This is a genomic window from Streptomyces aurantiaciflavus, assembly GCF_049808595.1.
Lineage (GTDB): Bacteria > Actinomycetota > Actinomycetes > Streptomycetales > Streptomycetaceae > Streptomyces.
Window position 1 is genome coordinate 19,060 of the sequence record NZ_JBNCAQ010000025.1, and the last position, 23,704, is coordinate 42,763.

General features: G+C 71.7%; 22 protein-coding genes. 11 read left to right on the forward strand and 11 right to left on the reverse strand.

Annotated features, from left to right (window positions below):
• The coding region (locus ACPT94_RS27365) for a DUF6980 family protein (protein ID WP_425247065.1) at positions 1-379 on the reverse strand (379 nt) is incomplete at its 3' end.
• Between the two features lie 110 nt (positions 380-489).
• Between ACPT94_RS27365 and lpdA the strand changes: the two genes are divergently transcribed.
• The 3 genes from lpdA (at position 490) to chvE (ending at position 3,999) form a co-directional block, all read left to right on the forward strand.
• Entirely contained in the window at positions 490-1,902 is a 1,413-nt protein-coding gene (gene lpdA, locus ACPT94_RS27370) for a dihydrolipoyl dehydrogenase (RefSeq protein ID WP_360330216.1), read from the forward strand.
• 120 nt (positions 1,903-2,022) lie between these two features.
• Positions 2,023-2,496: a DUF7144 family membrane protein gene (locus ACPT94_RS27375; RefSeq protein ID WP_360330213.1), complete on the forward strand. Its 474-nt coding sequence runs from the start codon at positions 2,023-2,025 to the stop codon at positions 2,494-2,496.
• Positions 2,497-2,907: 411 nt separating this feature from the next.
• A complete protein-coding gene (chvE, locus tag ACPT94_RS27380) occupies positions 2,908-3,999 on the forward strand; it encodes a multiple monosaccharide ABC transporter substrate-binding protein (RefSeq protein ID WP_425247066.1) in 1,092 nt (363 codons plus the stop codon).
• 336 nt (positions 4,000-4,335) lie between these two features.
• Here chvE and ACPT94_RS27385 read toward each other — a convergent pair whose 3' ends face one another.
• Together ACPT94_RS27385 and ACPT94_RS27390 are read right to left on the reverse strand one after the other, a co-directional pair.
• Complete coding sequence (locus tag ACPT94_RS27385; RefSeq protein WP_425247116.1) at positions 4,336-5,484, reverse strand: MFS transporter; 1,149 nt, start codon at positions 5,482-5,484, stop codon at positions 4,336-4,338.
• Positions 5,485-5,521: 37 nt separating this feature from the next.
• The gene (locus tag ACPT94_RS27390) at positions 5,522-5,878 is read right to left on the reverse strand and encodes an ArsR/SmtB family transcription factor (RefSeq protein ID WP_360330207.1); all 357 of its coding nucleotides are present in this window, start codon (positions 5,876-5,878) and stop codon (positions 5,522-5,524) included.
• Positions 5,879-5,913: 35 nt separating this feature from the next.
• Between ACPT94_RS27390 and ACPT94_RS27395 the strand changes: the two genes are divergently transcribed.
• The 4 genes from ACPT94_RS27395 to ACPT94_RS27410 all read left to right on the forward strand — a co-directional run bounded on the left by ACPT94_RS27395 (position 5,914) and on the right by ACPT94_RS27410 (position 12,017).
• Entirely contained in the window at positions 5,914-8,079 is a 2,166-nt protein-coding gene (locus ACPT94_RS27395) for a heavy metal translocating P-type ATPase (protein WP_425247067.1), read from the forward strand.
• A 115-nt stretch (positions 8,080-8,194) separates the two neighbouring features.
• On the forward strand, positions 8,195-9,691 hold the full coding sequence (locus ACPT94_RS27400; RefSeq protein ID WP_360331112.1) for an AlkA N-terminal domain-containing protein: 1,497 nt from the start codon (positions 8,195-8,197) through the stop codon (positions 9,689-9,691).
• An 8-nt stretch (positions 9,692-9,699) separates the two neighbouring features.
• Positions 9,700-10,182 (forward strand): methylated-DNA--[protein]-cysteine S-methyltransferase, encoded by a 483-nt coding sequence (locus ACPT94_RS27405; protein WP_425247068.1) that lies wholly within the window; start codon positions 9,700-9,702, stop codon positions 10,180-10,182.
• Positions 10,183-10,442: 260 nt separating this feature from the next.
• On the forward strand, positions 10,443-12,017 hold the full coding sequence (locus ACPT94_RS27410; RefSeq protein ID WP_360330198.1) for a right-handed parallel beta-helix repeat-containing protein: 1,575 nt from the start codon (positions 10,443-10,445) through the stop codon (positions 12,015-12,017).
• A 127-nt stretch (positions 12,018-12,144) separates the two neighbouring features.
• Here the strand turns inward: ACPT94_RS27410 and ACPT94_RS27415 are convergent, their stop codons facing one another.
• The 4 genes from ACPT94_RS27415 to ACPT94_RS27430 all read right to left on the reverse strand — a co-directional run bounded on the left by ACPT94_RS27415 (position 12,145) and on the right by ACPT94_RS27430 (position 15,226).
• Entirely contained in the window at positions 12,145-12,456 is a 312-nt protein-coding gene (locus ACPT94_RS27415) for a hypothetical protein (RefSeq protein WP_360330195.1), read from the reverse strand.
• Positions 12,456-13,844 (reverse strand): hypothetical protein, encoded by a 1,389-nt coding sequence (locus ACPT94_RS27420; RefSeq protein WP_425247069.1) that lies wholly within the window; start codon positions 13,842-13,844, stop codon positions 12,456-12,458. The genes ACPT94_RS27415 and ACPT94_RS27420 overlap by 1 nt, the downstream gene beginning before the upstream one ends.
• Positions 13,841-14,290 (reverse strand): hypothetical protein, encoded by a 450-nt coding sequence (locus tag ACPT94_RS27425; RefSeq protein ID WP_360330189.1) that lies wholly within the window; start codon positions 14,288-14,290, stop codon positions 13,841-13,843. The genes ACPT94_RS27420 and ACPT94_RS27425 overlap by 4 nt, the downstream gene beginning before the upstream one ends.
• A 198-nt stretch (positions 14,291-14,488) precedes the next feature.
• Positions 14,489-15,226, reverse strand: coding sequence for an SIR2 family NAD-dependent protein deacylase (locus tag ACPT94_RS27430; RefSeq protein ID WP_425247070.1), 738 nt, complete (start codon positions 15,224-15,226; stop codon positions 14,489-14,491).
• Between the two features lie 77 nt (positions 15,227-15,303).
• On the opposite strand from ACPT94_RS27430, the gene ACPT94_RS27435 reads away from it, so the two are divergent.
• On the forward strand, positions 15,304-15,504 hold the full coding sequence (locus tag ACPT94_RS27435; protein ID WP_360330183.1) for a type II toxin-antitoxin system VapB family antitoxin: 201 nt from the start codon (positions 15,304-15,306) through the stop codon (positions 15,502-15,504).
• A 12-nt stretch (positions 15,505-15,516) separates the two neighbouring features.
• Here ACPT94_RS27435 and ACPT94_RS27440 read toward each other — a convergent pair whose 3' ends face one another.
• Together ACPT94_RS27440 and ACPT94_RS27445 are read right to left on the reverse strand one after the other, a co-directional pair.
• Positions 15,517-16,008, reverse strand: coding sequence for an NUDIX domain-containing protein (locus tag ACPT94_RS27440; protein WP_360330177.1), 492 nt, complete (start codon positions 16,006-16,008; stop codon positions 15,517-15,519).
• Between the two features lie 103 nt (positions 16,009-16,111).
• Positions 16,112-16,762 carry a TetR/AcrR family transcriptional regulator gene (locus ACPT94_RS27445; RefSeq protein ID WP_425247071.1) on the reverse strand — a complete coding sequence of 217 codons (651 nt, stop codon included), beginning with the start codon at positions 16,760-16,762 and terminating at the stop codon, positions 16,112-16,114.
• A 158-nt stretch (positions 16,763-16,920) separates the two neighbouring features.
• Between ACPT94_RS27445 and ACPT94_RS27450 the strand changes: the two genes are divergently transcribed.
• Entirely contained in the window at positions 16,921-17,952 is a 1,032-nt protein-coding gene (locus ACPT94_RS27450; protein WP_425247072.1) for a medium chain dehydrogenase/reductase family protein, read from the forward strand.
• A 53-nt stretch (positions 17,953-18,005) separates the two neighbouring features.
• Positions 18,006-18,632 carry an SRPBCC family protein gene (locus tag ACPT94_RS27455; protein WP_360330169.1) on the forward strand — a complete coding sequence of 209 codons (627 nt, stop codon included), beginning with the start codon at positions 18,006-18,008 and terminating at the stop codon, positions 18,630-18,632.
• 38 nt (positions 18,633-18,670) lie between these two features.
• Here the strand turns inward: ACPT94_RS27455 and ACPT94_RS27460 are convergent, their stop codons facing one another.
• Together ACPT94_RS27460 and ACPT94_RS27465 are read right to left on the reverse strand one after the other, a co-directional pair.
• Entirely contained in the window at positions 18,671-20,716 is a 2,046-nt protein-coding gene (locus ACPT94_RS27460) for a SpoIIE family protein phosphatase (RefSeq protein WP_425247073.1), read from the reverse strand.
• 134 nt (positions 20,717-20,850) lie between these two features.
• Positions 20,851-21,924 carry an ADP-ribosylglycohydrolase family protein gene (locus ACPT94_RS27465; RefSeq protein ID WP_360330163.1) on the reverse strand — a complete coding sequence of 358 codons (1,074 nt, stop codon included), beginning with the start codon at positions 21,922-21,924 and terminating at the stop codon, positions 20,851-20,853.
• Between the two features lie 185 nt (positions 21,925-22,109).
• On the opposite strand from ACPT94_RS27465, the gene ACPT94_RS27470 reads away from it, so the two are divergent.
• Positions 22,110-23,228, forward strand: coding sequence for a glycerate kinase (locus tag ACPT94_RS27470; RefSeq protein ID WP_425247117.1), 1,119 nt, complete (start codon positions 22,110-22,112; stop codon positions 23,226-23,228).
• Positions 23,229-23,704 lie beyond the last annotated feature (476 nt).

The window sequence follows — 23,704 nt, forward strand, 5'->3', positions numbered from 1 at the left end:
CCCCCGCAACGGGCCTTGACCCCGGCCCCCCCCGGGGCCCCCCCCCCCCCGGGGCCCCCGCCCCCGCCCCTTTCTGCCCGGCCGGAGCGGGCCCGCCGAGGTCCGCCTCCAGCCACCGGCCGTCCTCGAACTCCGCGGGAACCTCGTCCTCCCACGGATCGATCCCGCGCGCCTCCAGCTCGTCGAACCACCGGTCCCGCTGCGACTCGGGCAGCCGCGCACCGCACCACGGACAGAACTCGATCCGGATGCTCGCCGTGCCCCCGTCGTGGACGATCAGCCCGTACTCGCGGAACTTCGGGACGAACCGCACCAGCGCGTCCGGGCAGTCGAAGACATCGGAGTGCACCACGCACCGCCAGTCCACCCGCTCGTTCATTTGGTCACAACAGTGTTCGATCACTCGCGCATTCTCCCCGACGACGCGGAACAATCGGACCTGGAACGACGCATCACCCGTAACGCACTCCACGGAAAAGGAAACCTCCCATGGTCGAGCAGGACGAACGCTTCGACGTCGTGGTCCTCGGCGCCGGCCCCGGCGGCTACGTCGCCGCGGTGCGCGCCGCCCAACTGGGCAAACGCGTCGCCGTCGTCGAGGAGAAGTACTGGGGCGGCGTCTGCCTCAACGTGGGCTGCATCCCCACCAAGGCACTCCTGCGCAACGCCGAACTCGCCCACATCGTCACCCACGAGGCGAAGACCTTCGGCATCAAGGTCGACGGACAGATCTCCTTCGACTACGGCGAGGCGTTCCGCCGCAGCCGCAAGGTCGCGGACGGCCGCGTCAAGGGCGTCCACTACCTGATGAAGAAGAACAAGATCACCGAGTACGACGGCCGCGGCACCTTCCTCGACCCGCACACCCTCCAGGTGACCGACTACGAGGGCAACACCCGCACCATCGGCTTCGACCACTGCATCATCGCCACCGGCGCCACCCCCAAGCTCCTCCCCGGCACCCGCCGCACCTCCCGCGTGGTGACGTACGAGGAGCAGATCCTCGCCGAGGACCTCCCGCAGTCGATCGTCATCGCGGGCGCCGGCGCCATCGGCATCGAGTTCGCCTACGTCCTGCACAACTACGGCGTGAAGGTCACGATCGTCGAGTTCCTCGACCGCGTCGCCCCCCTGGAGGACGCCGAGGTCTCCGCCGAACTCGCCCGCCAGTACCGCAAGCTGGGCGTCGACGTCCTCACCTCCACCCGCGTCGACGCCATCGACGAGTCCGGCCCCCAGGTCCGCGTCACCGTCACCGCCAAGGACGGCACCCAGAAGATCCTGGAGGCCGACAAGGTCCTCCAGGCGATCGGCTTCGCCCCGAACGTCACCGGTTACGGCCTGGAGAACACCGGCGTCAAGGTCACCGAACGCGGCGCCATCGACGTCGACGGCCGCTGCCGCACCTCCGTCCCGCACATCTACGCGATCGGCGACGTCACCGCGAAACTCATGCTCGCGCACGCCGCCGAGGCGATGGGCGTGATCGCCGCCGAGACCCTCGCCGACGCGGAGACCATGGAGCTCGACTACGCCATGATCCCGCGCGCCACCTACTGCCAGCCCCAGATCGCCAGCTTCGGCTACACCGAGGCCCAGGCCCGCGACCTCGGCTACGACGTGAAGGTCGCCAAGTTCCCCTTCACCGCCAACGGCAAGGCGCACGGCCTCGGCGACACCACCGGCTTCGTGAAACTGATCAGCGACGCGAAGTACGGCGAGCTGATCGGCGGCCACATGATCGGCCCCGAGGTCACCGAGCTGCTGCCCGAGCTGACCCTCGCCCAGAAGTGGGACCTCACCGTCCACGAGGTGGCCCGCAACGTCCACGGCCACCCGACCCTCGGCGAGGCGATCCAGGAGGCGATCCACGGCCTGTCCGGCCACATGATCAACATGTGAGGGCCGCGGCGGGGTCGTTCACCGCTCACCCGTACGGCCCCGCCGCGCTCGCCGCCGCCGTACACCCGGGATGTCCTGGAGACCGAGGGCGACGGAGCTCCACAGAAGGGACGCCCCGCCATGACCTCCCACCCGAGACGCCCGACCGGCTCCCCGCAGGGCGAGATCGGCACCGCCTGGTCCGTGCCGCCCGGCGGCCCCCGCACGCCCTCCCCACGCGACGCCCGGGCCTTCGGCGGCGCCACCTTCGCCGGCGTCCTGCTGCTGTGCGGCGGCGTCCTCGCCGTCCTCCAGGGCATCGCGGCCCTCGCCGGGGACGACGTCTACGCCCGCGTCGACTCGTACGTCTACGCACTGACCCTCACCGGCTGGGGCGCCGTCCACCTCGTCCTCGGCGTCCTCGCCGCCGGCACCGGCGCCGGCCTGCTCGGGTCCGCGCCCTGGGCCCGCCTCCCGGGCATCGTCCTCGCCTCGCTCAGCCTCGTCGCCCAGTTCCTCTTCCTGCCCCACGAACCCCTCTGGTCGATCGTGGTGATGGCGATCGACGTGTTCGTGATCGGGGCACTGGCGTCGCGCCAGGAGGGCGTCGGCTGAGCGATCTCCGGCACCTTTACGCAACCGTTCCTGCACACCCCGTTGACACTGCGCGCACCTCACTCTTACCGTCACGCCAGCATTCCGACCAGGTGACGACATTTCGAACGGTTGAAAGGCCAGTGCCCTGCGCATCACCGGTATCAGTCCCCACGTGGCCGGGACTCCGTGGCACAGCCTGACGTACGTACAGGTGCGCACCGGCACAGGGATCGCGAGAGCCGGCGAGACCCGGACGCCGCCCAGGACCTCCGACGACCTCGGCGGCCGAGCGCGGATCCACGAGGTCGCCGAGCTGATCCGCCCCGGCACACCGCTCTGCCTGAGCTCCGGTCCGTCCAGGGCACCTGGGGTCGCACCGTCATCCGATACGTCACACCTCAACGACGAGAAGTACGAGGAACGATCGCCATGCGCAACCGAAGAGCCGCCCTCACCACCATCGCCGGAGCCGTCTCCCTGGCCCTTACCCTGTCCGCCTGCGGCGAGAACAGTGAGGGCGGCTCCGCAAAGGGTGGCGGCACCATCGGCATCGCTCTGCCGACCAAGGGCTCCGAGCGCTGGGTCACCGAGGGCAAGAGCATGGTCCAGGACCTGCAGGGCAAGGGCTACAAGGCCACGCTGGTCTACGGCGAGGACGACCCGAAGAACCAGGTCTCACAGATAGAGAACCTGATCAAGCAGGGTGTCGACGCGCTGATCATCGCGGCCATCGACAACAAGTCGCTGAACGGCGTGCTCCAGCAGGCCGCCGACGCGAAGATCCCGGTCATCTCCTACGACCGGCTCATCCTCAACACCAAGAACGTCGACTACTACGTCTCCTTCGACAACGAGCAGGTCGGCCGGCTCCAGGCCCGCTACATCATCGACAAGCTCGGCCTGGAGGACGGCAAGGGCCCGTTCAACATCGAGCTGTTCGCCGGCTCCCCCGACGACAACAACACCAAGTACTTCTTCAACGGTGCGATGGCGCTCCTGCAGCCGTACCTGGACAGCAAGCAACTGGTGGTCCGGTCCGGCCAGACCAAGCTCGGCAAGGTCACCACCCTGCGCTGGGACGGGCCCACCGCGGAGAAGCGCATGAACGGCATCCTCGCCGAGTCGTACCGGAACAAGACGGTCGACGCGGTCCTGTCGCCGTACGACGGCATCTCCCTCGGCATCCTGTCCGCGCTGAAGGCGGACGGCTACGGCTCCGGCAGCAAACCCCTTCCGGTCGTCACCGGTCAGGACGCCGAACTGGCCTCGGTGAAGTCGATCATCGCGGGTGAGCAGTCGCAGACCATCTACAAGGACGTCCGCGAGCTCGCCGGCGTCGCCTCGGAAATGGCCGACGACATCCTCAACGGCAAGACGCCGAGGCTGAACAGCAGAAGGGCCTACAACAACGGCGTCAAGCCCGTGCCCGGCTTCTTGCTGCAGCCGACGAGCGTCGACAAGTCCAACTACGACCTGGTTCTGGTCGCGGGCGGCTACTACACCGCCGCCGAACTCAAGTAGCCGCACGACCGTCAGCGGCTGAGCGGCGCCCACCGCAGGAACGCCGCCGCTCACCGGCCTCGCCCGTCACCCGTGCGGCACCGCAGCCGCCCGCCTGACGGGCGAGGCCGGAACCGGAAGAAAGACGTGCGGTCGGGGAGCCCGCGGGACCCACGGAGACCTGTGGCCCTCCGTGAGACCTGCGGCCTCCTCCCCGAGGCCTACAGGGAGCTTCCTGAGGTCTATGGGGCTTCCTGAGGTCTACGCGGCTTTCTGGGGTGGCAAGGGGCCGTCCATGAGGCCCACGGGCCTTTCTGAGGCCTACGACCTTTGTGAGACCTACGGCCTTCTTGAGACCTACAGCCTTGTAGAGACCTTGCGGCGCCTCGCGGCCACCACCGCCAGCGCCGGTCCGCACACCAGCAACACCGCCAACACCCCGTACCCGTACGTCAACGTCGCCGCCGTCGCGACGCCCGCAACGACCAACGGGCCGCCCGCGTCCCCGAGTTCACGTCCCAGCTCCGCCGCCCCCATCGTCTGCCCCAACCGCTCACGAGGGGTCGACGAGGCAAGGGCCGCGAACCCGAGCGGGGTGATCAGCCCCGTGCCCACCCCGATCAGCGCCGCGGCGAGCAGCACCCCCGTCAGCCCCGGCAGCATCGCGCACGCCAGCCCCGCCGCCGCGACGAGCGTCCCGCAGGTCAGACCGCCCCGCGCGGTGAGCCGCCCGGCGTCCAACGCCCGCCCCGCGCGCGGCTGTACGACCGCCGCGCAGGCCGCCAGCACCGACACCGCGGCCCCGGTCGCCACCGTCCCGAGCCCCGCCGCCGCACCGGACACCGGAAGGAACCCCACGCCCACCGAGAGCGCGGCGGTCGCCCCGGCGAGCGCGGCCGTCGGCACCAGGAACACCGGATCGGCCAGCCGCCGCGCCAGATCCACGACGGTCTGCCGGGCCCGCGGCAACGGCGGGACGACGGGCACGGCGACGGCCGCCCATACGGCGACGCAGGCGCCGAGCACCGCGAGCACCCCGAACAGCAGTCGCAGGCCGCCCGCCCACGCCAGCACCCCGCCCAGCAACGGACCCAGGGTGTAACCGACGGACTTGTAGAAGCCGTAGCTTCCGAACGCCCGCCCGTGCCCCGCCGCCGGACTGAGCCGCGCCACCAGCGCCGACGCCGCCGGTGAGAACGCCGAGGCCGCCGCGCCCTGACCCAGCCGGGCCGCCCACAGCCAGCCGGCGCTGTCCACGACGACGTACAGCGCGGAGGCGACCGCGAACGCGACGAGGCCGCCGAGGAGGACCGGGCGCGCGCCGACGCGGTCGGCGATCGTGCCGAACACCGGCTTCAGCAGCACCTCCGCGCCGTCGTACAGCGCGAGCAGCCCGCCGAGAACGAGCAGTGAGGTGACGGCGTCGTCGGTGTCGCCGCCGAGGTTCGCGGCGATGCCGTGCGCGCCGAACGCGGTGGTGAAACCGGCCGCGTACAGCGGCCACATCTGCCCGCGCCGAGCGTCGCTCGTCCCGCTCGCCGGCTCACTCGGTGTTGTCACTGATGCCCAGCCGCAGATGCTCGACGTGGTAGACGGCCTGGTCGAGGAGTTCGGCGACGTGGTGGTCGTGCAGCGCGTAGACGACCGACCGGCCGCGCCGCTCACCGACCACCAGTCCCAGGTTGCGCAGCAGCCGCAACTGGTGCGAGCAGGCGGACTGCTCCATGCCCACCTCGGCGGCCAACTCCGTCGCGGGGAGCGGCCCTTCGCGCAGGCGGGCGAGGATCAGCAGCCGGGAGGGGGTGGAGAGGGCCTGGAGGGTGGTGGCCACCTTGGCCACGTTGCCCGCGTCCAGGCGTACGCGCTCGGTGGCTGTGGTGGTGACGGCTCCATGACCCATGCGGCGTATCTTACCCACCGTATATGAATGGATGAATGAGTCTTCATGTGTTCCTGTATGGTGACCGCGTGTCCACGACTCTCGCTTCCCCGCCGACCGCCGCGTCCGCCGTGTCCGCATCCCGCCGCCGGACCCGCCTCCTGGCCCTCCCCGAGGCCCGCTGGGCCCTCGCCGCCACCGTCGCCTTCCTGCTCGGCCTCGGCCTGGACGTCGGCGGTGCGCCGTCATGGGTGTACGGGATCCCGTATGCAGTCGCCTACGTCACCGGCGGCTGGGAACCGGCCCTCGAAGGACTGCGGGCACTGCGCGAGAAGACCCTCGACGTCGACCTGCTGATGATCGTCGCGGCGCTCGGCGCGGCCGCGATCGGACAGGTCCTCGACGGCGCCCTGCTCATCGTCATCTTCGCCACCTCCGGCGCCCTGGAGGCCCTGGCCACCGCACGCACCGCCGACTCCGTCCGCGGTCTGCTCGACCTCGCCCCCGACACCGCGACCCGCCTGACCGACGACGGCGAGGAGACCGTCCCCGCCGCCGAACTCGCCGTCGGCGACCTGCTGCTGGTCCGCCCGGGCGAGCGCATCGGCGCCGACGGCCGGGTCGAGGACGGCGTCAGCGAGGCCGACCAGGCGACCATCACCGGCGAACCCCTGCCCGTCGTCAAGCGCCCCGGCGACGAGGTCTTCGCCGGCACCCTCAACGGCACCGGCGCCCTGCGCGTCCGCGTCGAACGCGACCCCGCCGACTCGGTGATCGCCCGCATCGTCACCCTCGTCGAGGAGGCCTCCCGCACCAAGGCGCCGACCCAGCTGTTCATCGAGAAGATCGAACAGCGCTACGCCGTCGCCGTCGTCGCCGCCACCCTCGCCGTCTTCGCCGTGCCGCTCGCCTTCGGCGCCGACCTCACCGACGCCCTGCTGCGCGCCATGACCTTCATGATCGTCGCCTCCCCGTGCGCGGTCGTGCTGGCCACCATGCCGCCCCTGCTCTCCGCCATCGCCACCGCCGGCCGCCACGGCGTCCTGGTCAAGTCGGCCGTCGCCATGGAACGCCTCGGCGAGATCGACACCGCGGCCCTCGACAAGACCGGCACCCTCACCGAGGGCGCCCCCGAGGTCACGGACGTCACCCCGCTGCCCGGCTCCGACCTCGACGAGGACACCCTCCTCGCCCTGGCCGCGGCCGCCGAACACCCCAGCGAACACCCGCTGGCCCGCGCGATCGTGGCAGCGGCACGGGGGAGGAGCCTGCGGATCGCACGGGCGGAGGACTTCGTGGCGACGCCGGGGCGGGGGGTTTCGGCGGTGGTCGAGGGGCGTGAGGTGACGGTCGGGCGTGTGGAGGATCCCGCCGACCGTGGGCGTGAGGGCGTCGACGGTATGCGGGAGTCTGCCGACGGTCGCCGCGAGGACGGCGATGGTATGCAGAATCTCGCCGACGGTCGGTCCGGCGTCGACGGTATGCGGGATCTTGTCGCCCGCACTCCAGGCGCCGCCGACGGTATGCAGGACGTCGTCGACCGCACACCCACACCCACCCCCGCCCACGGTATGCAGGATCCCGCCGACCGCACGCCCGCCCCCACCCCACCCCCCGGCACCACCGTCCTCCTCACCGTCGACGCCACCCCGGCGGGCACCCTCACCCTCACCGACCGCCTCCGCCCCGCCGCCCCCGCGGCCACCGCCGCCCTGACCGCCCTCACCGGCACCACCCCCGTCCTCCTCACCGGCGACAACGCACAGGCCGCCACCCGTGTCGCCGACGCCACCGGCATCACGGACGTCCGGGCGGAGCTGCTCCCGGAGGACAAGGTGAACGCCGTCCGGGAGCTGCAACTCTCCGGGCGCAAGGTGCTGTTCGTCGGTGACGGTGTCAACGACGCGCCCGCGCTCGCCGCCGCCCACTCCGGAGTGGCGATGGGCCGGGCGGGCTCCGACCTGGCCCTGGAGACGGCGGACGCCGTGGTCGTGCGCGACGACCTCACCGCGATCCCCGCGGTCGTACGGCTGTCGCGGACCGCCCGCCGGCTGGTGCTGCAGAACCTGGTGATCGCGGGGACCTTCATCACCGTCCTCGTCCTGTGGGACCTCGTCGGTCATCTCCCCCTTCCGCTCGGCGTGGCCGGACACGAGGGTTCGACCGTGCTGGTCGGGCTGAACGGGCTGCGGCTGTTGCGGGAGCGGGCCTGGCGGGGATGATGGCCGGGGCGATCTGCGGCGGTGCTGGACAGGCGAGGTTGATGTCGGATTCTCGCCAGCGCCCGTGGGGCCGGTGGTCGATGCTGGACGCATGCACAACGGGACGTACAACGGGATGTACACCGACCGCGAGCGCTGCGTGCGTGCCGTGCAGTCCAAGGACGCGCGGTTCGACGGCTGGTTCTTCACGGCGGTCCTGACCACCGGCATCTACTGCCGTCCGAGCTGTCCGGTGGTGGCGCCCAAGCCGGAGAACATGACCTTCCATCCGAGCGCCGCCGCCTGCCAGCAGGCCGGCTTCCGGGCCTGCAAGCGCTGCCGGCCCGACGCCAGTCCGGGCTCCCCGGAGTGGAACCAGCGCGCCGATCTCGTCGCCCGTGCCATGCGGCTGATCGCCGACGGTGTCGTCGACCGGGAGGGCGTGCCCGGCCTCGCCGTCCGCCTGGGCTACAGCACCCGCCAGGTCGAGCGTCAACTCCTCGCCGAACTCGGTGCGGGTCCCCTCGCGTTGGCGCGGGCCCAGCGGGCCCAGACCGCCCGGCTGCTCATCGAGACCAGCGAACTGTCCATGGCGGACGTGGCGTTCGCCGCCGGTTTCGCCTCCGTCCGCACCTTCAACGACACCGTGCGCGAGGTCTTCGCGCTCTCCCCGAGCGAACTGCGGTCCCGTGTCCCGAAGAGGAACGGGTCCACCCCGGCGGCGAACGCCGGTGCTCCGGGCACCCCCGGCACGCTCACTCTCCGCCTTCCGTTCCGGGCCCCGCTCAATCCCGACAACCTCTTCGGCCATCTCGCCGCGACCGGCGTACCGGGTGTGGAGGAGTGGCGGGACGGAGCCTTCCGGCGCACCCTCCGTCTGCCGTACGGGCACGGGATCGTGGCGCTCACCCCCCATCCGGACCACATCGGCTGCCGTCTCACCCTCAGCGACCTGCGCGACCTCACCGTCGCCATCAGCCGCTGCCGGCGCATGCTCGACCTGGACGCCGACCCGGTCGCCATCGACGACCAGCTGCGCACGGATCCGCAGCTCGCGCCCCTGGTCGACAAGGCCCCCGGCCGCCGGGTGCCCCGCACCGTCGACGAGGCCGAGTTCGCCGTCCGGGCGGTCCTCGGCCAGCAGGTCTCCACGGCGGCGGCCCGCACCCACGCGGCCCGCCTGGTCACCGCGCACGGCGACCCGGTCGACGATCCGGAAGGCGGCCTCACCCATCTCTTCCCCACCCCCGAGGCCCTCGCCGTGCTCGACCCCGAGTCCCTGGCGATGCCCCGCACCCGCCGTACGACCTTCACCACTGTCGTTTCCCAACTCGCCGACGGCACCCTGCACCTGGGGGTGGAGAGCGACTGGTCTCAGGCCCGCGCCCGGCTTCTCTCCCTCCCCGGGTTCGGCCCCTGGACGGTCGACGTCATCGCGATGCGCGCCCTCGGTGACCCCGACGCCTTCCTCCCCACCGACCTCGGAATCCGGCGCGCCGCCCAGGAGCTGGGCCTGCCCTCCACCCCGGCGGCGCTCACTGCCCGCGCGGCGGCCTGGCGTCCGTGGCGGGCGTACGCGGTCCAGTACCTGTGGGCGACCGACAGCCACCCGATCAACTTCCTGCCCGTGTGAGGAACACCGTGAAGCAGCACACCGTCATCGACAGCCCCTACGGCCCGCTCACCCTCGTCGCCGACGACGGCGTCCTGTGCGGTCTCTACATGACCGGACAACGCCACCGCCCACCGGAGGAAGGCTTCGGCCCGCGTGACGAAACCCTCTTCGGCGCCGCCGAGGAACAGCTGGAGGCGTACTTCGCAGGCGAGTTGAAGGAGTTCACCCTCGAACTCCGCCTCGACGGCACCCCGTTCCAGCGGAGCGTCTGGTCCGAGCTCCGGAAGATCCCCTACGGCGAGACCCGCACCTACGGCGAGCTCGCCGAAGCCCTCGGCAACCCGGCGGCGTCCCGCGCGGTCGGCCTCGCCAACGGCAAGAACCCCGTCGGCATCGTCGTCCCCTGCCATCGTGTGATCGGAGCGGGCGGCGGCCTCACCGGCTACGGCGGCGGCCTCGACCGCAAGCAGCGCCTGCTGGACTTCGAAGGCCAAACGGCGCTCTTCTGATCGGCGCACCTCCTCCAGGCACGGCGACGAGACCGGCCAACTGTTCATCACTGTGAACGGCAATCAGATGCACGACCGTTGACGCGTATATGGCAAGCGCTTACCTTCCCAAACAAGCACTTCGGTCATCCGCGCGCGGTGTCTGGTTGCCGTTCACGTTCACATGGTCGAACCGAACGTATCGTCACACCCGGGACCGCCGCGGCGAAAGGGGGCGCTGAGCCCCTCGTCGGTCGAGCCCACCCACCTGGAGACAAACGATGCAACGGAGCCCCGTCATCGCGTGCGTCGGCCTGCTGGCCGGCGCGCTCGTCGCGCTGTCCGGCAACACGGCGCAGGCAGCGTCCACCCTCTACGAAGCCGAGAGCTCCCCGGCGGTCTGCACCGGCACCATCGACTCCGACTGGTCCGGCTACTCCGGCAGCGGGTTCTGCAACGCCACCAACGCCACCGGCGCCTACGCCCAGTTCACGGTGAACGCCCCCGCCGCGGGCACGGCCACGCTGAGCGTCCGCTTCGCCAACGGCGCCACCACCGCGCGCCCGGCCGGGCTGATCGTCAACGGGTCGACGGTGCAGACACCGTCCTTCGAGGCCACGGGCGCCTGGTCGACCTGGGTCACCAAGACCCTCACCGTGTCGCTGAACGCGGGCAGCAACACCATCCGGTTCAACCCGACCACCTCGGCGGGCCTGCCCAACATCGACTACCTGGGCGTCGAGACGAGCGGCACCACCCCGCCGCCGTCGAGCACCGCGCTGTACGTGGCGCCGAACGGCACGGACGGCGCGGCCGGAACACAGTCGGCCCCGACGACGCTCACCTCGGCGATCAGCCGCATCACACCCGGCGGGACGATCTACCTGCGCGGCGGCACCTACCGCTACGCGCAGACGATCACCATCCCGGCGGGCAACAACGGCACGGCGAGCGACCGCACGGAGCTGGCCGCCTACCCGGGGGAGACCCCGGTGCTGAACTTCTCGGCGCAGACCGAGTCCTCGTCGAACCGCGGACTCGCCGTGAACGGGTCGTACTGGCACGTCAAGGGCCTCGTCGTGGAACGGGCCGGTGACAACGGGATCTTCGTCGGCGGCAGCAACAACATCTTCGAGCGCACGGTGACGCGCTACAACCGCGACACCGGGCTGCAGCTCTCGCGGATGGCCTCCACCACCCCCAAGGACCAGTGGCCGTCCAACAACCTCATCCTGAGCGCGGAGTCGCACGACAACGCCGACTCCGACGGCGAGGACGCCGACGGTTTCGCCGCGAAGCTCACCTCCGGCCCCGGGAACGTCTTCCGCTACGCCGTGTCCCACAACAACATCGACGACGGCTGGGACCTCTACACCAAGCCGGACACGGGCGCCATCGGCCCGGTGACCATCGAGGACTCCCTCGCCTACGACAACGGCACCCTCAGCGACGGCTCCCAGGCCGGGAACGGCGACCGCAACGGCTACAAGCTCGGCGGCGAGGACATCGGGGTCGACCACATCGTCCGGCGCAGCATCGCCTACCACAACGGCAAGCACGGGTTCACCTACAACAGCAACCCCGGCACGATGACGGTGTCGGACAACATCAGCATCGACAACGGCCAGCGCAACTTCAACTTCGACGCCGGAACCTCGGTGTTCCGCAACAACACCTCGTGCCGCAGCGGCAGCGGCACGAACGACCGCATCATCGGCAACGCCGACAACTCCAACCAGTTCTGGTCCGGTTCGAACGGATCCCGCTGCTCCTCCTCCGCGGGCGCCCTCAACTGGTCCTTCGCCACGGACGGCCGCCTCGTCGTGACCTTCGGCGGCAACCAGGCGTCACAGTGACCGCCCCCGGGCCCCGGCCGCCGTCGCGTCCGCCGGGGCCCGGGACGCCTCGCACCACCCGCTCCAGCCGCCGCCCTCCTCGCTCGATCCAGGGGCTGGGCAACGCACCGACCGTCCCATGCGGTTCTCAACCGACGAACACCCAGCGCACCCCGGCGACAACTCCCAGCAGGAGAGCGGGGACCACCCAGCCCCACCCCATGACCCGACGCACCGATGGCAACAGCCACAGCCCCATCGCAGCTGCGGCGGCTCCGATGGTGAAGACACACGCCAGGACGATGCCGGCGTACGCCTCGTCGTCCCAGGGGCCGGACGGACGCATCGTGAGTGCCGCCCAGCAGCAGAGCGCGGCGATGAGGGTGAGGAGGGTGAGTGGTACGGCGAGCACCAGGCGCAGGCAACCGCGGTCGTCGGCAGGGTCATAAGGGCGGGTCATCAGCGCAGTGCGTTCCTTGCCTCGTTCAGATCGTTCGTGAAGCCACGCCCGTAGGCCTGGGCGTCGTCGGTCTCCCAGTACGGTCCGCCGTTGTAGCGCGCGGCGAGCTCCTGATACTGGGCGGGCGTCATCTCTTCGGCGGGTACGTCGGCGAACTCACTCTCCGCCTTGAGCTGGGCAAGGTACTCCGACGCGATGAATATGTTCTGCGCAGGGTCCTGGAGAGCTTGCTCCACCATGCCACGCTGCTGGTCGCTGAGGTTGTCGGGGTCGTATCCGAGGACCTCGGCACCGCGTCGCACCTGGATGGCGATGGGCCCGAACGACGTGTTGTCGGGGTCACCGCCGAGACGCCACGGCAGGCTTTCCGGGGCGATCGGGCTGAGCGGGGAGTCGGCCTGTTCGCGGATGGTGTCGGTGGCGTCGTCGAACGCGCCGAACTGCCCGCCGATCTCCTGCCAGGCGATGCCGGCGATCATGTCCGGGGGCAGTCCCGAGTTCCGAGCCGCCGCCTTGATGATCTCTTTGTTCGCCGCGATCCAGTCGGCGCGCTCCTCGGCGTTCGAGGGCGGGTTCCAGTAATTGTCCTTACCGGTGGGGAGGTTGGCCACCTGGAGCCGGATGTCGCGCAGGGTCGGGGAGACGATCTCGTTCCCGGCGATGGGGTAGTAGTCCTGCTTGGGGCCGCTTCCGGGCAGTCGCGTCAACGGGTTCGCACTCGCCTCGGCCGCCTCTCGCCGCAACTCCGACATCGCCGAGGCGATGTCGACACGTTGGATGAAACCCATCCGGAAGTCCGGCAGGAGGTCGTAGGCCTGCTTGAGTTCGTGGACGCAGATCTCCCGCGCCTCGTGCTCCGTCGTCTTGGCCAGGTGGAAGTCCCCGCCGGCGGCGTCGTGCAGCCGGTCCGCGTCGTCGCGGATGTCGTCGACGTCCATGGTCAGTTCGGCGAAGTAGTCCATGACGCCGGTGGTGGCCCGCATGTCCTCCCACTGGCGCATCGGTTCCGCTTCCTGCGCCTCACGGGTGATCGCCGTGCCCTTGGTGTGGATCAGGTCCGCGAGGATCTGCTCGTTGGCCTTGCCGTTGGAGTAGTGGGCCTTGGCGACCTCGAGCGCGAAGGCGTAGCTGCGCAGGGCACTCGCGGCCTTGTCGTAGCCCTCCGCGAGTTGCGTGATGAGCTTGCGTGCCTCGGTGAGCCGGGCCTCGTAGTGCTGACTGCCCTCGCTCTTCCACTGCGTGTGCTTCTCGGCCCGTTCAGCCGAGGGGTCGACCGCCACGAGCATGTCGTGCAGGCGCTGGAACTCGTCGGCGTTCCGTTCGACGAGGGGCGGGTTGCAGCTCTCCAGGAACTCGACGTCCTTGCGGTGACTGATGCCGCTGGTCATCGTGCCTCCGGGGCGACGTACTGGCCGTACTCCAGAACGTCGTCGAGGAAGTGCCGAGCCGTGTCGTCGTCGATCTTCACGAAGTTGCTGCCGGTCGTCCTCAGGCGGGTCGAGAGCGCCGCGAACAGGGCGACCGCGTCCAGGTACTGGTCGTCCGCGAAGCCGGCGAACCGCGCCACCTGCCTGGCCACGTCCTCGGGCGTCCGGGGCTCCCGGGCCATGGTGGTCAACTCGGCGTCGGGGCGGCCCTCGTGGAGGAAGCCCGCGATCTCGATCAGCAGATTCGAGTTGCCGTTGATCGACTCCGCCTTGGCCACCAGGGACCCGGTGGCCGGCGCGACGGCCCCTCCGCCTCCGTCCGCCGGCAGCTGGTCGATCTGCATGCCGGTCTGCTGACGCGCCAGCGCGTCGGCCTTCAACTGGGCCCACTCCTCCTCGAAAGACAACCTGTTCCCCCTCCAGTTCGTTGCCTCGAACAGCTAATCGATCATGCCATTGGAGCGGCGCGTACCGAAACCTCCCACTCCGCCCGCGGGATAGTCGACACAGTGTCTTGGCCGGGTCTTGGCCGACTGAGCACAAAGGGGAGAGGCCGAGGAAGGCGCGGAGGCGCGTGCGGGGGCGTCAGACCGCAGGCACGGGGCTCACCGGTCGCCTTCGGCGCCCAGCCGGTGCAGCAGCTCCGGCAGGGCCGTACCGATCGGCTCCCGTACGACCTCGTCGGCGATCTCGTCGTACGGTGTCGGCTCGGCGTTGACGATGATCAGGCGGGCGCCGTGGTCGGCGGCGACGCCCGCGAGTCCTGCCGCCGGCTGTACCTGGAGGCTGGTGCCGACGGCGATGAACACCTGGCAGGCCTTGGTGACGGCGAGTGCCTCGCCGAGCACGACCGGGTCGAGACGCTCGCCGAACATCACCGTCGCCGACTTCAGGATGCCGCCGCACTCCAGGCACGGTGGATCCTCCTCACCGGCGGCGACCCGGGCGAGCGCGTCCTCCATGGGCCCGCGGGCGTGGCACTTCGTACACACGACGCTCCGCGCCGTGCCGTGCAGTTCGAGGACCTTGCGGGCGGGCATTCCGGCGAGCTGGTGGAGCCCGTCGACGTTCTGTGTGATCACCCGCACCGGTACGCCGGCCCGCTCCAGTTCGGCCACCGCGCGGTGTGCCGCGTTCGGTTCGGCCTGGAGGGTGCGGTTCTCGCGCCGCATCTGCCAGGACCGCCGCCGGATCTCCGGGTCGCCCATGTAGTACTCGTAGGTGACGAGCTTCTCCGCCTGCGGATCCCGCCGCCACAGTCCGTTCGGCCCGCGGTAGTCGGGAATGCCGGAGTCGGTGGAGATACCGGCGCCGCTGAGGATGGCGACGAGGGGCTTGGTCATGTGATCGAGGGTAGGACGCGGTATCGGCCACCTGCGAACGGATATCGAACGGCCGCGGCCGGTGCTACCGTCCGGCCATGGCCAAGGTCACTGTCTCCCTCGACGCCGAACTCGTCGTCGAGGTCATGGTGCTCACCGGTGTGGGCAGCCCCCAGGACGCCGTCGAGCTCGTTGTCCGCGACTACATCGAGCGCGGCCACCGCACCGAGGCGCGGACGGCCACGCGCGACGAGGCGCTGCGGACGGTGGACGCCAAGCCGCGCGACGTGGAGGGCTGACGCCGCCGGTGGTCAGGCCACCCGGTGGCCGTTCTCCAGCTCGGCCGTCACCGAGCCGTCCGCCAGCGCGTCGAGCGCGGCCAGCACCCGGTGGCCGAGCGAGCCCAGCAGATGGTCGGGGATCTCCTCGCGCGGGACCAGCCGCCAGGACAGCAGCTCCTCCTCCTGCAGCCGGATCGCCTTGAGGTCCTCCTCGGCGAGGACCCCGCCGTCGTACACGTACGCCACCAGCGGCGGCCGGTGTGCGCCGAGCACCCAGTCCACCGCGAGCAGCCGGCCCAGCTCGCGGTCGAGGCCGATCTCCTCGAGCGTCTCCCGGCGGGCACCCTGGCGCGGGGTCTCACCGTCGTCGGACTCGATGGTGCCGCCCGGAAGCGCCCAGCCCTCCCGGTAGTTGGGCTCCACGAGCAGTACCCGTCCCTCGGCGTCCCGGAAGAGCGCGGCGGCGCCGGCGAGAACACGGGGTAGGGAGGCGATGTACGCGGCGTAGTCAGCAGTGGTCATCCTGGAAGGGTAACCAGCTCCGCGGCCGCCCCCGGCTCGTCGCCCGGCGCGGCTGGCGGCGAACCGTGGCCGGTCCCGGCGCCGCCGGCGAGGGCACGGGGATTCACTGTGCGAGCAGGGCGTCCAGTTCGGCTGCGAAGAGGAGCCGGGGGTCGAAGCCCATCCCGGTGAAGTGGCCCGCGAGTTCCAGGGACAGGACCCCGTGCAGCCGGGTCCAGAAGTTCAGGGCCCGGTGGAGGGCCGCGGGCGGGGCGGGGTGGCCGTCCGCCCACTGCCGGTGGCCTTCGAGATACGTCTCGAACGGCGTCGCGGCGTCGCCCGGGGGCAGCGCGGCGCAGGCGTCGAGCAGGGTCGCCATGATCTCGGACGCGATCGTGGTGACGTCGTCGGGCGCGTGGTAGCCCGGGACGGGTGTGCCGTAGACGAGGAAGTACCGCTGGGGGTCGTCCAGCGCCCAGCCGCGCAGAGCGTGCGCCAGCCCGGCGACGTCGGCGCCGGAGGCGGAGGCCGTGCGGAAGGTGTCCGCGAGACTGCGGTACGCGTCCCTGACGAGCTCGGTGATCAGCTCGTCGCGGCCGGCGAAGTACCGGTAGAGGGCGGGTCCGCTCATGCCCATCTGCTTGGCGATCGCGTTGAGGGAGAGCGCGGACGCCCCCGCCGTGGCGATCTGCTCCCAGGCGTGTTCCTTGATCTCCGCGCGCACCTGACCGCGGTAGCGCTCGCGCGGGGTCTTCGTGCCCGTCTTCTCCGCCACTGCTCTGCCGGCCTCCCGCCACTTCCCTGCGTCGCTACGACCTGAAGATTGAGTTAGAGGCTATCACGCAAGCTATTGACCCTCCCCTCAGTGATGAGTTACAACTTCTAACGAACGCAAGAGCAAGTAACCCAGCGCCCTGAGCAGTGGAGGTCGTCATGAACACCGAAGAACTCGTCGAGGTCGTCCTGCCCGGCAAGGTGGAGCCGGAGGGGCTGCAGATCCGGCACGGGGCCGTTCCCGCGCCGGGGCCCGGACAGGTCGTGATCCGCATGGAGGCCACCGGCGTCTCCTTCGCCGAACAGCAGATGCGCCGCGGCCGGTACTACGACCAGCCGCCGTTCCCCTTCGTGCCCGGCTACGACCTCGTCGGCACCGTCCAGGCGACCGGCGAGGGCGTCGAGCCGGGCCTGGCCGGCACCCGGGTGGCCGCGCTGGTCAAGGTCGGCGGCTGGGCCAGCCATGTGCTCGTCGACGCGGCGGACGTGGTGCCGGTGCCCGACGGGATCGACGCGGCGCAGGCCGAGACCCTGGTGGTCAACGGCGTCACCGCCTGGCAGATGCTGCACCGCACGGCACGCGTCCGCGCGGGACAGACCATCGTGGTGCACGGCGCCAACGGCGGCGTCGGCTCGGTCCTGGTCCAGCTGGCGCGGGCCGCGGGCGCGCGGGTGATCGGCACGGCGTCCGCGCGCCACCACGACGCCCTGCGGGAACTGGGCGTCCTCCCCCTCGACTACCGCAGGCAGGACGTCGCCGCGCGCATCCGCGAACTCGCCCCCGGCGGCGTGGACGCCGTCTTCGACCACGTCGGCGGCCGGGGCATCGTCGACTCCTGGCGCCTCCTCGCACCCGGCGGCACGCTCGTCTCGTACGGCAGCGCCTCCACCCGGGACGACGAGGGCTCCAAGCAGTGGCCCGTGCTCAAGCTGCTCGGCCGGGTGTGGCTGTGGAACGCGCTGCCCAACCGCCGCCGGGCCTACTTCTACAACGTCTGGGCCGGGCGGGCCCTGGCCAGGAACCGGTTCCGGGCCCGGCTGCGCGCCGACCTCACCGAGGTGTTCGCAGCCCTGCAGCGCGGTGACGTCGACGCCCGGATCGCCGCCCAGCTGCCGCTGACCCGCGTCGCCGACGCCCTGCGACTGGCGGAGTCCGGCACGGTGGCCGGAAAGGTCGTACTGAACTCGTAGCGCGTCCGATCACGCACTCAGCCGCACACCACCGCTCACCCAGGAGAAAAACCATGCTCAGGACGCGCTCCGCCGTCCTCACGATCCCGCTCGCCGTCGCCGGCGTCCTCGGGAGCACCCTCCCGGCCGCCCAGGCCGCACCCGCCCAGACCCGGCCCGCTCACCACAGCGGTCCGTCCTCCTGCCGCGGGGAAGGCGTCGACGCCACCGCCCTGATCCGCTACCGGTCCGACATCGTGATCGACGCGCCGCTCAGCACCGTCTGGAAGCTGCAGACCGACATCGAACGCTGGCCGGCCTGGCAGCCGCCCGTCACCACCGCCGAACGCCTCGACGCCGGCCGCCTCCGGAAGGGCTCGCGGTTCCACTGGACCACCCCCGCGCCCGCCACCCCCACGACCCCCGCCACCACCCTGGAGATCACCTCCACCGTCCGGGAACTGAAGGACCGGCAGTGCGTCCTGTGGAGCGGACCCGCGACCGGCGACGGGCTGCGCATCGACGAGGGCGTTCACCTGTGGACCTTCACCAAGGTCGAGGGCGGCGTCCGCGTCCACACCGAGGAGACCTGGACCGGCGCCCAGGTGGAGGCCGACGTCCCCACCGCGACCGCCGCCCTCGGCGCGGGCCTCGAGGCGTGGCTGCGCGACCTGAAGGCCGCCGCCGAAGCCCGCCCCTGAGGCGGACGGGAACGAGGGCCGGTGCCGGTGCCCCGCGCTCAGGCGCGGGCACGGACCAGGAGGAGGGCGACGTCGTCGTCGGGTTCCGGGCGCAGGGCGTTGAGGAGGGTGTCGCCGGTCTTCTCCAGACAGGGGTCCGGGGTCTGGAGGAGGCGGGTCAGGGTGGTGAGGCCGGCGTCGATCGGTTCGCGGCGGTTCTCGACCAGTCCGTCGGTGTAGAGGGCGAGCAGCGAGCCGGGGGCGAGCTCCAGCTCCACGGTGGAGAAGTCCACGCCGCCCACCCCGAGGGGTACGCCCCCGGGGACGTCGACGAGTCGCGCGGCGCCGTCGGCCGTGGCCAGGACGGGCGGCAGATGACCGGCGCTGGACAGGGCGCAGGTGCCGCTGCCCAGGTCGCACACGGCGTAGACGCAGGTGGCGATCGCGTCACCGAGGGAACCGGCGATGTCGTCGAGGTGGCCCAGCAGCTCGGCGGGCGGCAGATCGAGGCGGGCCAGCGCACGCGCGGCGGTGCTCAGCTGCCCCATGATCGCCGCGGCCTGGACGCCCTTGCCCATCACGTCCCCGACCACGAGCCCGGTGCGTCCCGGCCCCAGCGCCAGCACGTCGTACCAGTCGCCGCCGACCTCGCTCAGCGCCGGTCGGTAGCGGGCGGCGATGTCGAGCCCCTCCCGCTGGACCGGCGCCGACGGGAGCAGGCTGCGCTGCAGCGTCAGGGCCGCGGTGCGCTCCCGCCCGTAGAGACGGGCGTTGTCGAAGCAGATCGCGGCCCGTGCGGCGAGTTCCGAGGCGAGGACACGGTCCTGCTCGTCGAAGGGCCGCTCGTTGACGGTGCGGTACAGGCTGAGGGTGCCCAGCACCCTTCCCCGCGCCATCAGCGGCAGCGCCAGATAGGAGTGCACGCCGGCCTCGTGCAGCGTCTGGGCGGCCCGGGCGTCCCGGGCGATGCGCCGCATGATCTGCCCGTCCACCCGCTCGACGAGGACCGGCCGGGCGTTGCGGACGCACTGGGTGATGATCCGCGAGGAACCGTAGGTGGCCAGCTCCCCGACCGGGTCGGCGGCGTGGATGGCGTCGGTGGGATAGCCGGCCGCGACGGCCAGCGCCCGGAACTCGGCGGGCGCGTCACCCGTGACGGGCGTGATCGTGCCGTGGGCCACCACGGACTCCAGGACGTCGACGGCCGCCAGGTCCGCCACGTGCGGCACCGTCACGTCGGTGAGCTCCCGGGCTGTCTGCCGGAGGTCCAGCGTCGTGCCGATCCGCACTCCGGCGTCCGCGATCACGGCCAGACGCCGCCGCGCCTGCGCGACCTCGGCCGCGGCCTGCTGGCGTTCGGTGACGTCCAGGACGGCCATCGCGAGACCGAGCACCCGGCCGTTCGTGTCCTCGATGCGGTGGTACGACTCCGAGTACGCGCGGTCCTCGGCGTCCGCCACCGTACGGCCGATGGTCTGCTGGTCGAGCAGGGGCTTGCCGGTCTCCAGCACATGCCGCATCCGGGCCTCGATGGCCTCCACGTCCAGATCCGGCAGCACCTCCCGCACCCGGCGGCCGATCACGGCCGACTCGGGAACGCCGTTCATGCGTTCGAGTGCGGGATTGACGCCCACCCAGCGCAGGTCGTTGTCGAAGACGGCGATGCCCAGAGGGGTCTGGTTGACCAGGCTGTGGGAGAGAGCCAGATCCCGCTCCACACCCCGCACGGTCGTCGCGTCCGTCGCCAGCCCGAGCAGATGGGGCTGCCCCTCGCTGTCCAGCAGCCGCATCGTGCGGAACTCGACGGCGCGTTCCGTGCCGTCCCGGTGCCGCAGCGGGAAGACACCCGCCCACCGGGCACCCGACCGGACCTGGCCGAAGAGCTCCCTGCCCCGCGGCCGGTTCTCGGGGGAGACCAGCAGCAGATCGGCGCGCTGGCCGAGTGCCTCGGCCGCGGAGTAGCCGAGCAGGTGCTCGATCTCGGGGCTCCACAGCGCGATGTGCCCGAGCCCGTCGAGAACCACGGCCGCGACCCTGAGAAGGTCCAGCAGCCCGCCCGGCGCCGCGGTCACCTCGTCGCCGCCCGTGGTCACATCCCCGTGCATACGAGCCGCTCCCTCCGGCGCGGCGCAGTACCGCCAAGATCCGTATCGCCAGCGATCCGATTAGGTCACAGTACGGCCGGATGAGCAACAGTGTCGTACGCAGACGCCGGTGCGTCACCTGCGCGACCAGAGACCTAGACCTCCTCCTCCACCAGCCGCACCGTCCGCTCCGCCAACTCGCTGATCCGCACCCCGTCGAAGCCGAAAACGGCGCTGCGCACGGTGTCCTCCAGGGGCTCCTTCCAGTGGCCCGGGATCGCCTCCGCCCCGTTCAGGACGCCGACGACCGACCCGGCCGTCGCGCCGTTGGAGTCGGTGTCCAGTCCGCCGCGGACGGTGAGGGTGATGGTGCGCGTGAAGTCGCCGTCGCCGTACAGGAGCCCCGCGGTGAGGACGGCGACGTTCGGGACCACGTGGATCCAGCCGAGGCCCGCCGTCTCCTCCGCGACCGTGGTGAGCGTGTCCTCCCAGGTCATACGGGTGTCGTGGAGCGAGACGACCCGGCGTACGGTGCGGGCGAGGCGACTGCTCGCCGGGATCACGGCCAGCGCCTCGTCCACGGCGCGGCGCACCGTCGGAGCCGTGAACGCGGCCGAGATCAGCGCCGCCGCCCACATCGCGCCGTACACGCCGTTGCCGGTGTGGGACAGCACCGCGTCCCGCCGGGCCAGCGAGGCGGCCCGGCGCGGGACTCCCGGGCAGGTCCAGCCGTAGACGTCCGCGCGGATCAGCGCACCGATCCACTCCTGGTACGGGTTGTCGTAGGTGGCCGTCAGCGGCGGCTTGAGCCCGTTGGCGAGGTTGCGGTACGCCGCCCGCTCCGCCGTGAACGTCTGCAGATACGGCAGTCGCAGCAGCCACAGGTCGCCGACCTGCTCGGTGCTGAAGCCGAAACCGTGGGTCTCCAGCAGGTCCAGGCCGAGGATGGCGTAGTCGATGTCGTCGTCGCGGCAGCTGCCGTGGATACGGCCGCGGACGCAGTCGCGCCACTCGGGGCGCAGCGGCGGGCCGTCGTCCTCGGCGGCCGGTTCGGGCAGATAGTCGGTGAGCGGCAGGGCGGCGGCCAGCCGCAGGTAGCGGTCGATACGCTCGCGCGTCCACAGGTCGCCCTGCTCGACCGGTTTGCCGAGCATGTTGCCGGCGATCCGGCCCGTCCAGCCGCCGAGGACACGGTCGGCGAGCTCCTGATCGGTGCCCACAGGGGTCATAGCTCCGGTTTACCCGATTCCGGGGACGACCGCGCCGTCGCGGTGTCTTCCGGGGCCCGGGAGCGCATGACGGCGGGGGCGTCCTCCGGTTAAGGTCACTGCGGCGCGACTGGCCCTGACGTGCGCGGGCCCGGAGAGCAAGGGGATGCAAGGTGGCGGACGCTGCAGCGCAGGGCACCCGCGGGGTGCTCGTGGCCGCGGACAAGTTCAAGGGGTCGCTGACGGCCGTGCAGGTCGCCGAGCGGGTGACGGCCGGGCTGCGCCGGGTCGTACCGGACGTCGGGGTCGAGGCCCTGCCCGTCGCCGACGGCGGCGACGGCACGGTCGCCGCGGCGGTCGCGGCCGGGTTCGAACGCCGGGAGGTACGGGTCGCCGGCCCCCTCGGGAACGAGGTCACCGCCGCGTTCGCGCTGCGCGGCGACACCGCGGTCGTGGAGATGGCCGAGGCGAGCGGTCTGCAACGGCTCCCCGCCGGCGTCTTCGCCCCGCTCACGGCCTCCACGTACGGCTCCGGCGAGCTGCTGCGCGCCGCGCTGGACGCCGGGGTGCGGACGATCGTCTTCGGCGTGGGCGGCAGCGCCACCACCGACGGCGGCGCGGGCATGCTGTCCGCGCTGGGCGCCCGCTTCCTGGACGAGGACGGCGAGCCGGTCGCCCCGGGCGGCGGCGGGCTCGCGGACGTGGGGCGCGCGGACCTGACCGGCCTCGACCCGCGCCTGTCCTCGGTGGAGCTGATCCTGGCCAGCGACGTCGACAACCCGCTGACCGGACCGAAGGGCGCGGCGGCGGTGTACGGCCCGCAGAAGGGTGCCTCGCCGGACGACGTCGCAACGCTCGACGCGGCGCTCGCGCACTACGCGAAGGCGCTGGAGGCGGCGGTCGGCCCGAAGGCCGCGGAGTACGCCGCCGCGCCGGGCGCGGGGGCCGCGGGCGGTATCGGCTACGGCGCCCTCCTGCTCGGTGCCCGTTTCCGGGCCGGCATCGAGGTCATGCTCGACGTCCTCGGCTTCGCGCCGGCGCTGGAGCGGGCGTCGCTGGTCATCACCGGCGAGGGCTCTCTCGACGAGCAGACCCTCCACGGCAAGGCGCCCGCAGGCGTCGCCGCGGCCGCCCGCGCGGCCGGCAAGACGGTCGTCGCGGTCTGCGGCCGCCTCGCCCTGCCGCCGGAGGCGCTGGACCGCGCCGGCATCCGCCGGGCCTACCCTCTGACGGAGGTCGAGCCGGACGTGGCGACGTGCATCGCGGACGCCGGTCCGATCCTGGAGCGGGTCGCGGAGCGCATCGCCCGGGACTTCCTCACCTGACCGAGTCCCTCGCCCCCGCCGCCCCTACCCTTCCCATCCCCAGGGGCTCCGCCCCTACGACCCCACGAGGCGGCTCCGCCCCCTCCACCCCGGCCAGCCTGCACCGGCGCGGATCACACGAGGCTCCGCCCCGAACGGCCCCCGTCCTCAGACGCCGGACGGGCTGGATCGGTCACCGTCATCCCGAGCGAGTCGGATGGTGGGTGGGCATAGGCCGGGCGTTTGATGGCGGCAGCCCCCGGTGAGGCCCGCATCGGTGCTGGTGCTGGGCAAGTGTTGGGGGCCCTGACCCGACGGTTACCTGGGGGCTGCCGTCCCCGGACCCCCGCTGTCGGCCGTGGGCGGCCTCGTCCTGGAACGCCGGGCGGTCTGGATCGGTCACCTTTCTTCCGAGCGAGTCGGGTGGTGGGTGGGCATAGGCCGGGGGTCTGGGGGCGGAGCCCCCAGCGGCACCGGCACCGGCACCGGCACCGGCA